Raw genomic sequence first — 9269 nt, forward strand, 5'->3', positions numbered from 1 at the left:
TGAAAGGATTCCGATGCTGGTGCTGCAGGGTCCGCTGGTCGACCGCGATGCCTGGTCGGCGGTGGGCGAATGCCCGATCGAGAAGACGATGGCGGTCGTGGGGCAGAAGTCCGCGATGCTGATGATGCGCGAGGCGTACTACGGCACCACGCGGTTCGACGATTTCGCCAGGCGGGTCGGCATCACCAAAGCGGCGACGTCGGCGCGGCTGACCGAACTCGTCGAGGCGGGTCTGTTGACCAAACGGCCCTACCGTGAACCGGGTCAGCGGGCCCGCGAGGAGTACGTGCTCACCGAGGCCGGTGTCGACTTCATGCCGGTGGTGTGGGCCATGTTCCAGTGGGGCCGACAGCACCTGCCCCACCGTTCCCGAATCCAGCTGGTGCACAACGGTTGTGGAGCCGAGACCGCTGTGCAGATGCGTTGCGCCGACGGGCACGACGTCCCCGCCGACGAGCTGGGTGTGCAGTTGCTCAACCGGTGAAGCAGTAGGAGTCGCTGGACGCGTCACCGCCCTGCAGCCGGGTCTGATGCACCCGCAGACCGCGGAAGTCCTCGCCGTGCGGGAAGAAGCGCGGATCGGCTGTCAAGCCGCCGGAGGGGTCGGCATCGAGCTTTGCCATCCAGGCTCCCACCCCGTCCGGGTAGAAGACGTCGTCCCACGACGCGTACAGCGAGTTGGTGACATACACCCGTCGGCCGTCCCGGCTGATCTCCACCATCTGCGGCCCGCCGGCCAGGCGCAGGCCGGGCTCGGCCGGGTGCGGCTCCCGGCGTGCCACGCCGCCCAACCGCACCGAGGCCGTCTCCTTCGGGTGGAACGGGTCGCTGACATCGTATTGTTTGAGTTCTCCTGTGGCCCAACATGATACGTAGAGCCACTGATCATCGACGGACAGATCGATGTCGGAGACCAGAGGTGGTACCGCGCCGAAAGGTTGCAGGGCCGGGGGCAAATCGGCAGCGTCGGCCGGCTCGGCCGGAATGGTGATCACCTTGTCGACGGCCCAGGCGTCACCGTCGCGGTGCCACAACCAGATCGACGCCGACAGATCCTCGACGCTGATCACCACGCCGACGAACCCCCAGGACTTGGTCGGGTCGTGGGCGGGGCGCAGTTCGAGCACCATCTGGTGCTCGTCGCCGAGGTCGATGCGCTGGGTCAGCTTCCGCTCCGACATACTCCAGAAATTGATGTGGTGGCCGAACCGCCGGCCCAGCAGATCCTCCGGATTCAATCCGGGTTCGATCATGGAGGGCGTGGCCCACTCGGAGGTCACCACGGTGTCCTGCCGCAGGTGCCACCACACGTCGTAGGCGAAGTACTGCGCTCCGCGGTCCTGCTCCCACGGGCCGAGCACCTCGAAGGTGTCGTGGTCGATCAACGCCACGCCGCCGGGCCCGTCGTCGCCGTTGGCGCCACCCAGAGCGGACATGAAGATGGCACCGGGTCCGCAGTGCACGGTGTGTGGCCGCGAGTAGCCGGCCTTGGCCGACAGTTCGGCGGCATCGATGACGTGGCTGAGCTTCGGGTTCAGTGGGTCGGGTTTGGTGTCGAGGACATAGGTGTGCGACGACCGAAGACCCGGTACCAGCAGGAACCGCCGCTCGAGGTTGTGGTGGTCATGACCGTCATGGCAGAGCGCGCTCGAGCACGCGTTCCAGCCGAAGTGGTGCAGTTCGTTGCCGGCGCTCGGTAGTTCCGACCAGCCGACCACGCAACCGTAGCTGTCTGATCTGGGATTGCAGTCGAGCACTGCGAGGGCGTCGTTGATGCGGGCCGTCGGATCGTAGGCGGCGACATAGGCAAGCTGCTCGGGTGCCGCGGTGATGGCGGCGCCCGGGCTGCGGTAGAAGGTGGAATCGGTGGCAGCCATGTCGCTGATGATCCTCCGCAGCCACGCCGGTCAGGCGGAATCGTCCAGGAAATCCTTGACCAATTTCTTGGGGGCCTGTGCCAGCCAGGCGTCGGTGACCAACTCTCGCAGCGCCGGCACATCGATCCGGGCCAGCCGCACCAGTACCGCGGCGTAGCCGTCGAAATGCGGGGTGGTGAAGTACACGTCGGGTTCCTCGGCGATGAGGGCGAACTTGACGCCTTCGTCGGCAACACGAGCGCCGAGGATGTCGCCCGTCGGCGCGGAGTCGCCCAGTGCCGCCATATCGGCTTTGCGCAATGGTCGCTCCCACACGATCAGCTTCGTGCGCACCCGCCAGTTGCGCGGTGACGGCTCCGCGGTCTCGGGAAGCTCGCCGACCAGTCGCGCGACGTCCGCCCAGGTGGCCATGCTGGCACGGTACCGGCGGCCCTGCTCGAATGCGCCGCGACGTCGGTTTGGTCCCGAGAATGCCGTCACATTTCTCGAACTGAAGTCACACCGTGGGTGGTCGCCGAAATGCCCGTGGCCTTGTGGGCCTGTTGCATGACATCGGACTCCCATGGCATAATGCAAACGATTGCACATGAACAGCTGTCTGTTATAGGTTGTATCGCAACATGATTGGAGTGGGGAATGTCCCAGGATGATTTCGCGGCGCTTTTGGCGCGTGTGCAAAAGATCGAGGATCGCAACGCCATTCTCGACACCTTGACGCAGTACGGGCACGCAATCGATTACGGCGACTTCGACCGATTGGTGGACTGCTTCACCGACGACGCGGTGCGCGAGAACCGGCGCCCGGACGGGTCTGTGCACCGCTGGGAGGGCCGCGCCGGAACCATCGACTTCGCCACTCGCCACTCACACGCACCCGAGCAGTACCACAAGCACCTGGTGCTGAACAGTCGAATCGAAATCCACGGGGACACAGCTGATGTGGTGAGCTACATGTTCCGGTTCGATCCCCGTGAGGACGAACCGTCCTTCGTGTGGGGGATGGGCCGCTACCTTGACACCATGCGGCGCGACGCGGATGGGCGCTGGCGCATTGCGCGGCGCATCTCCGAGATCGAGGATCAGTGGCCGGGTCGCTTTGTCTTGACCGGCCTTCAGCAGCAGGGCTGAGTCGGCCCGCCACGACCCGCCATCAGGCGCTCGACCGGAGCTTCGAGTGCTTCTCGACGTGGAGGCCCGGGTGCGCCGGCTGGGCAACGGTTACGCTTTCGTCGAAGGCCCGGTGTGGCACCCCACCGAGCGCTATCTGTTGTTCTCGGACATTCCCGGCGACCCGCGACGGCGGTGGGACGCGTCCGGCGTGGTGGAGGTCGCACGGCCGACCCCACACGCCAACGGCATGACCTTCGACCGGAACCTGAATCTGGTGGTGTGTGAGCACAGCACGTCCTGCATCGCTCGGTTCGACCGGGCAGGATTGAGGTCCGTGCTGGCAACACATTTCGAGGGTCGCGAACTCAACAGCCCGAACGACGTGGTTGTCCGGGCGGACGGGTCGATCTACTTCACCGACCCGATGTACGGCCGGATGCCGGGATACGGATTGGAACGCCGGTCCGAATTGGGATTTCAAGGGGTCTATCGGCTACCGGTGGAGGGTGACCTCGAGCTGGTCGTCGAGCGTGAGATGTTCACACTGCCCAACGGCCTGTGTTTCTCCCCGGATGAGACGCTGCTGTACATCAACGACACCGATCAGGCGAACATCCGGGTTTTCGACGTCCGCACCGATGGACGGCTCGAAAACCCACGCGAATTCGCGTCAGGTCTGTGGAAGGCTGACACCTCCGGCACGCGCAATGACGACATCGGGGTACCGGAGGGCATGAAATGCGATGCCGCGGGCAATGTCTGGGTCACCGCCCCGGCGGCCTGTGGGTATTCGCACCGAACGGGCAGCACATCGGCACAATAGGCGGCCCCGGCTGGAGCACCTTGTTCCTCACGGCCAGCACTTCGCTCTACTCGATCGAGACATGGACCAGTGCCCGACTTGAGCCCTTCATGCAGCCGGGCGGCTGACCCGCATCAGCTGAGGGCACGCAGATAGACCGCCACCGCGGCCATGTCCTGGTCGCCCAGACCGTGGTCGATTGCCCGGAGTGTGGTGTCGCGGTTGACCAAAGCCTGTGGCATCAGCGCGCCGAGCTCTGCGGCCAACGTCGTGATCAGCCCGAGGTCTTTGGCCGCAAGCGTCAGCGCGAACTGAGTGGCCGCGCTATCTGGACGGACGTAGTTGTCGCGACGGTAGTTCACCATAGGGGCGGCCACGGCGCTGTTGCAGAACACATCGTAGGCCTGCTCGCGGTCGATACCGGCGCGCTCGGTCAGCACCAGTGATTCGGATACCGCCTGACCGAGCCCGTAGATCACGTTGTTGACGGCGAGTTTCATCACCGCACCGGATCCAGAGTCGCCGAGGTGATAGATCACCGCACCCATCGACTGCAGCAGTGGCCGTAGACGCGTCACGACGGTGGTCGGACCTCCGACCATGATGGTAAGAGCAGCGGCCTCCGCCGCTCTCACGGCACCGGATACCGGCGCATCGACCGCCGTTCCGCCGGCGGCGTCGATCTCCCGGGCCAGCCAGGCTGTCCCTGCCGGGCCGGTGGTGCCCATGTCCAGTGCGACCTTGCCGGGCGACCACCCGGCGAGCAGGCCTCGAGGCCCTTGGTAGACGGCACGGAGGGCATGCTCATCGGCGAGCATGGTCACCACGACGTCCGCGTTCTCGGCTGCTTCCCGCGGGTCGTCGGCCACAGTGATTCCGGGCCGTGTGCGCGCGAAGTCCTCGGCGAGACGGCGGGTGCGGTTGCACACGACCACCGAAAAGCCGGCGCCGGCGATATTGGCGGCCATCGGGCGACCCATTCGGCCCAGGCCGAGGAATGCAACTGTCAACGTGCTCATGAGAACCGCGTCTCGCGGGTGTCGGGCGCCCACGGATCGATCAACGTTTTGATTCGTGTACTGCGCCGTTCCGCCAGCGGACGAAGGCCCTTCTCGACCAGGTCGTCGAGTGAGAGCGCCACCGGCGCGACGTCGCTCCACCCACCGCGACGTGACGCCAGCAAGCGCAGCGCCTCAGGCAGATCCAAAGCGCAGACGTGGGCGTTGGTACCGATCAACTCGACTTCGCGTAGTGAGATCTCGCGTGCATCGATCTCCACCGGATTGTGCTGGAGGCCCACCATGACCACTCTCGCGCCGCGTGGCGCAAGATCAATGGCCTGTTTGAAACCACTTGTGCTGCCGGAAACTTCGTAGATGACCGAGGCGATGATGCCGTGTTCGGACAGCACCTCCACGACATCGTGCTCGCCTCCGATACGTACGGTGTGGGTGGCTCCGAGAGCATCGGCCACTCGGAGTCGGCCGGCGTCCAGGTCGCAGACGACGACACTATGGCACCGGTCGACGGCCGCGTAAGTCAGGAATGCGCCGATACCGCCGGCTCCTAGAATGACCGCCGATTCGTCGGGTGCAAGTCGTCCCCGCCGCATGGCGTGCACCGCAATCGACATCGGCTGAGCCAGCGCGGCAGTGTCACCGGTGATGTCTAGACCCGACGCATCAACGCAGATGGAGGCAGGTACCGCAACATATTCCGCCAGCGCCCCATTCTGGTTCAACCCCAGGGTCGAATATCTCTGGCACAGGTTGGTCATGTTGCGTAAGCACCAGAAGCACTCGCCGCAGGAGATGCCCGCACCCGACACGGCCAGCGACCCGATATCAAAACCTGCGACGTCCGCCCCCTTGCTGATCACGATGCCCGCCAACTCGTGCCCCGGGATCATCGGTCCTACGTGGCCGGAGACCGGATGTGCATGCTCGATGGGGAACATGTCGGGACCGGTGTCGAACTCATGGGCGTCGGTTCCGCAGATACCGACCGCGCACACTTTCAGCAACAGTTCGCCAGGCGCGGCCGATACGTCGGGTACCTGCTCGATGCGGACGTCGCCTCGACCATGAAAAACAGCTGCTCGCATGGCGTTTCACCTGCTCCGTTCGGGTGTCGTGATTGCGGGGATTGTCGATCATGTTTGCGTCTGCTCTTCCGCGGTCCAGGTGAGACCGGGTGCCGCTGCAGCTGCAACGGGTGTGTTGCGACGCACTGATGCAAACGATTGCTCACAGCTTAGGACGACCGTCGCGGCCCTGTCAAAGTGTGAGGGTTGACACGTTGGCTCTCCTGCGGGAAGCTGAGTCTCAGTAATGCAAAGGTTTGCACAGAACGGCCAGCGCGGCAGCGGAAACGGCCGGCGAAGTGCAATCAGTCTTTCGAGTGAGGATCACCTGATGACACCAATACCCGACCACCGTGGCACCGGCGCCGGGACGGTCGCCCGACCATCAGGGCCGAAACCGATGCGAGCCGCAGTCGCCGGTGGCCTGGGGTCGCTGGTCGAGTACTTCGATTTCGCAATCTACGGCTTTGTCGCCGTCTACATCGCGGGCCATTTCTTCCCCAGCGACGAGCCGGCGATCGGCGTCTTGGCCACCATGGGCGCCTTCACCGTCGGCTACATCGTGCGCCCGCTTGGCGGCTGGTATTTCGGGCGGATGGGCGACAGGCACGGACGCAGCAAGGCGCTCGTGGTCACTGTTCTGTCCATGGGGGTGTGCACGACCGCTATCGGACTGCTGCCGGGTTACAGCACGATCGGGATCGTGGCACCCGTCGGGCTCCTGGTGTTGCGTGCTCTTCAAGGATTCTGCGCCGGCGGTGAAGTTGCCGGAGCGGCGTCCTACACGGCGGAATCCGCGCCGGCGCAACGCCGTGGCTTCTTCACGTCGTTCACCCCGATGGGGACAACGGGAGGCTATGCCGCCGCCGCGATCGTCGTCGGGCTGACAACCATCGCCACCACGCCCGAGCAGATGCAGTCCTGGGGATGGCGGATTCCGTTCCTGGTGGTGGCGCCAATCACGTTGATCTGCACCTTCTTCCGGCTCAAGCTCGAGGACTCCCCGGAGTTCCTGGAGATGTCCGGCAAGCAGGTCGCCAAGAGCCCGCTGCGGCAGGTTCTGTCCCAGAATCCTTGGCAGGTGCTCCAGGCCGCCCTGCTGACGTTTGCGACGTTCGGAACCTCCACACTGGTACTCGCTTATTTCCCCACGTTCTTCATCAAGATTCGCGGCTTCGATGCACAGCCGTACTACTGGATGATGGCGGTTGTTATCTCGTTGGCACTGTTGACTTTCCCGGTCATCGGCTCTCTGTCGGACCGATTCGGACGCCGGGGCGTGATGCTGGCCGGCTATGGCACACTTGCGGTGCTGGCGTATCCCTTGTTCTGGTCGCTGGAGAACTCGCAGAGCCTCGTCGTTCTCGGCATCGTGCTGCTCGTGTACTACGTCATCAACGGCGTCACCATCGCAACCACATACCTGGTGACGGTTGAAGTGATGCCGCGAGCAGTCCGTTACACCGGTTCGGCTCTGGGCATCAATCTCGGCCTGATCGTCATCAGCTTCGGGCCTACCCTGGCCGCCGAGGTGGTGAATGTGTCCGGCAGCCTCGTGCCTGTCGCCGCGTGGGCTGCGGCGTGCGGGGGGATCGGAGCCGTGACGCTGATCTTCGGTGTCCGGGAAACCGCACGCGCTGAACTCGCGAAGTAGCCGACTGCGAATCACGGGCGAAACACTGTGCAAACTTTTGCACCGGGGTTAGGATGACCTCGTCCGTGGTCCGCCCAGGTGTGCTGAAGGCAGAGGAGTGCAATGCCTGACGTGACGTTGAAGGACGTTGCCGATCGGGCCGGCGTTCATTTCGGAACCGTGTCGCGGGCACTGGATCCGAAACGCGCGCACAAGGTCAGCCCTGAAACGCGGGAGAGGGTCGAGGCGGCCGCACGCGAACTGGGCTATCAGGCCAACGTGATGGCGCGTGGTCTACGCAAAGGCAGCACCGGGGTGATCGGGGCCGTGGTGGCCGATCTGGGTAACCCTTTCCTCCCACCTATTCTTCGAGGACTGGAAGACGTCCTCGGTCCGCGCGGATTCATGACCGCGGTATCGGAGACGCGGGAGGATCCGGCTGCCCTGCGCCGCATCTGCGAGCACCTGCTCTCACGGCGGGTCGACGGAATCGTCATCAGCGCAGCGCATATCGATGACGGCTCGTTCATCAGCGCGCTGGAGCAATCGGTTCCGGTGGTTCTTGTGGTGCGCCGCGTCAGCGGAGGCGGTCACCACACGGTCGCCCATGACGACGTCCTGGGGGCCCGTATGGTGACCGAACACCTGATCGCTTCTGGTCATCGGCGGATCGCCCAACTGCAGGGGCCGCCCGATGTGTCGTCATTCGCGGGGCGCGCACGGGGCTTCAGCGAGGTAATGGTCGAGCACAATTACTCAGAGTTGGCCGTCGGCGAGCAGGCCGTCGAACCCACCACAGCCGAGGGCAGGCGACTCGCGTCCGCTCTGCTCCGATCAGACCAAGGGCGACCGACTGCCATCTTCGCCCACAACGACCTGATGGCCGTCGGCGTGCTCGAGGCGATGGACGAGGCAGGTTTGCGTTGTCCGCAGGATATCTCGCTGATCGGTTACAACGACGCGCCGCTGACGGCGCACCTGACTCCTCGGCTCACCACGGTCAGGCTCCCCAGCCACGACCTCGGCCGACGGGCAGGCGCCATGCTCCTGAACCAGGTCGACGGTCAACACGAACCGCCCGGGACCATTCAGCTGGAGCCGCAGTTGGTCATTCGTGAGTCGGTGAGCGCGCCGGCTCAGCCGGACCGTCGTTTGAGCGCGTGAGCTCGCGCGCTTCGGCAGACGCGGCCTGCAGTGCCGCCGCTGCTTCCTGAAAGGCATTGGCTGCCAATCACTGTCTGTTCTTGACAGTCAGACGGCAATGGGTAACACTGGCCGGTGTACGTCATGCAAAGGTTTGCATTACTACCCGGCAATGCCCCGCGTGGCCGGCGACTCACTTCGTTCCCGACGGCGCCTTGGCGGACAACTGCGCCGGGCGACATCGCGCTACTCATCAAAGACGGGCGACATGATCATTCCGACAACGGATGGAGCGAATCTCCAGACGAGCATCACGCCTCCGATCGGTTCGCCGGGCCACATGGGCGTGGACTACGAGGAGCGGGTGGATTTCGCCCGGTTGCGGGACTACCGCATCGGGCGGGCCAAGGCGGCGTTGGAAGCCAGCGGTTGTGGGGCGTTCCTGCTGTTCGATTTCTACAACATCCGCTACACCACCCAGACGTGGATCGGTGGGGCACTGGGCGACAAGATGATTCGCTACTGCCTGCTGACCCGCGACCGGGACCCGATCCTGTGGGATTTCGGCTCGGCGGTGCGGCATCACAAGCTGTACTCGCCGTGGTTGCCGCAGGAGAACTG

The 9269-nt window shown here is 64.6% G+C and carries 9 protein-coding genes and 1 pseudogene; 6 read left to right on the top strand and 4 right to left on the bottom strand.

Translation table 11 applies throughout. The annotated features are described in order from the left end of the window. Nucleotides 1–13: 13 nt before the first annotated feature. Entirely contained in the window at nucleotides 14–484 is a 471-nt protein-coding gene (locus tag AC3A6P_RS16470; RefSeq protein WP_487692719.1) for a winged helix-turn-helix transcriptional regulator, read from the top strand. Here the strand turns inward: AC3A6P_RS16470 and AC3A6P_RS16475 are convergent. Together AC3A6P_RS16475 and AC3A6P_RS16480 are read right to left on the bottom strand one after the other, a co-directional pair. Continuing rightward, nucleotides 474–1877: a selenium-binding protein SBP56-related protein gene (locus AC3A6P_RS16475; protein WP_487692720.1), complete on the bottom strand. Its 1404-nt coding sequence runs from the start codon at nucleotides 1875–1877 to the stop codon at nucleotides 474–476. The two genes, AC3A6P_RS16470 and AC3A6P_RS16475, sit on opposite strands and share 11 nt — an antisense overlap. 30 nt (nucleotides 1878–1907) lie before the next feature. Next, nucleotides 1908–2288 carry an MmcQ/YjbR family DNA-binding protein gene (locus AC3A6P_RS16480; RefSeq protein WP_487692721.1) on the bottom strand — a complete coding sequence of 127 codons (381 nt, stop codon included), beginning with the start codon at nucleotides 2286–2288 and terminating at the stop codon, nucleotides 1908–1910. A gap of 225 nt (nucleotides 2289–2513) precedes the next feature. Here AC3A6P_RS16480 and AC3A6P_RS16485 point away from each other — a divergent pair, with 225 nt between their 5' ends. Both AC3A6P_RS16485 and AC3A6P_RS16490 read left to right on the top strand, forming a co-directional pair. Beyond that, nucleotides 2514–3005, top strand: a complete 492-nt coding sequence (locus AC3A6P_RS16485; protein WP_487692722.1) for a nuclear transport factor 2 family protein — start codon at nucleotides 2514–2516, stop codon at nucleotides 3003–3005. 46 nt (nucleotides 3006–3051) lie between these two features. Then, complete coding sequence (locus tag AC3A6P_RS16490) at nucleotides 3052–3810, top strand: SMP-30/gluconolactonase/LRE family protein (protein ID WP_487692723.1); 759 nt, start codon at nucleotides 3052–3054, stop codon at nucleotides 3808–3810. Nucleotides 3811–3923: 113 nt separating this feature from the next. Here AC3A6P_RS16490 and AC3A6P_RS16495 read toward each other — a convergent pair whose 3' ends face one another. Together AC3A6P_RS16495 and AC3A6P_RS16500 are read right to left on the bottom strand one after the other, a co-directional pair. Next, entirely contained in the window at nucleotides 3924–4808 is an 885-nt protein-coding gene (locus tag AC3A6P_RS16495; protein ID WP_487692724.1) for an NAD(P)-dependent oxidoreductase, read from the bottom strand. Beyond that, nucleotides 4805–5893, bottom strand: coding sequence for a zinc-dependent alcohol dehydrogenase (locus tag AC3A6P_RS16500; protein WP_487692725.1), 1089 nt, complete (start codon nucleotides 5891–5893; stop codon nucleotides 4805–4807). Before AC3A6P_RS16500 ends, AC3A6P_RS16495 begins: the two co-directional genes overlap by 4 nt. A gap of 310 nt (nucleotides 5894–6203) precedes the next feature. Between AC3A6P_RS16500 and AC3A6P_RS16505 the strand changes: the two genes are divergently transcribed. The 3 genes and pseudogenes from AC3A6P_RS16505 to AC3A6P_RS16515 all read left to right on the top strand — a co-directional run. Continuing rightward, nucleotides 6204–7526: an MFS transporter gene (locus tag AC3A6P_RS16505; RefSeq protein ID WP_487692726.1), complete on the top strand. Its 1323-nt coding sequence runs from the start codon at nucleotides 6204–6206 to the stop codon at nucleotides 7524–7526. 102 nt (nucleotides 7527–7628) lie between these two features. Then, nucleotides 7629–8669, top strand: a complete 1041-nt coding sequence (locus tag AC3A6P_RS16510) for a LacI family DNA-binding transcriptional regulator (RefSeq protein WP_487692727.1) — start codon at nucleotides 7629–7631, stop codon at nucleotides 8667–8669. A 247-nt stretch (nucleotides 8670–8916) separates the two neighbouring features. Further along, a pseudogene (locus AC3A6P_RS16515) lies at nucleotides 8917–9269 on the top strand (hypothetical protein); the annotation flags it as partial.

The organism is Mycobacterium sp. Soil_C_30 (genome assembly GCF_057656995.1).

What these genes read in the sequence shown, in the direction of transcription:
- AC3A6P_RS16495 (WP_487692724.1), bottom strand. Translation starts at nt 4,808, where the DNA reads ATGAGCACGTTGACAGTTGCATTCCTCGGCCTGGGCCGAATGGGTCGC.
- AC3A6P_RS16470 (WP_487692719.1), top strand. Translation starts at nt 14, where the DNA reads ATGCTGGTGCTGCAGGGTCCGCTGGTCGACCGCGATGCCTGGTCGGCG.
- AC3A6P_RS16500 (WP_487692725.1), bottom strand. Translation starts at nt 5,893, where the DNA reads ATGCGAGCAGCTGTTTTTCATGGTCGAGGCGACGTCCGCATCGAGCAG.
- AC3A6P_RS16510 (WP_487692727.1), top strand. Translation starts at nt 7,629, where the DNA reads ATGCCTGACGTGACGTTGAAGGACGTTGCCGATCGGGCCGGCGTTCAT.
- AC3A6P_RS16475 (WP_487692720.1), bottom strand. Translation starts at nt 1,877, where the DNA reads ATGGCTGCCACCGATTCCACCTTCTACCGCAGCCCGGGCGCCGCCATC.
- AC3A6P_RS16505 (WP_487692726.1), top strand. Translation starts at nt 6,204, where the DNA reads ATGACACCAATACCCGACCACCGTGGCACCGGCGCCGGGACGGTCGCC.
- AC3A6P_RS16485 (WP_487692722.1), top strand. Translation starts at nt 2,514, where the DNA reads ATGTCCCAGGATGATTTCGCGGCGCTTTTGGCGCGTGTGCAAAAGATC.
- AC3A6P_RS16480 (WP_487692721.1), bottom strand. Translation starts at nt 2,288, where the DNA reads ATGGCCACCTGGGCGGACGTCGCGCGACTGGTCGGCGAGCTTCCCGAG.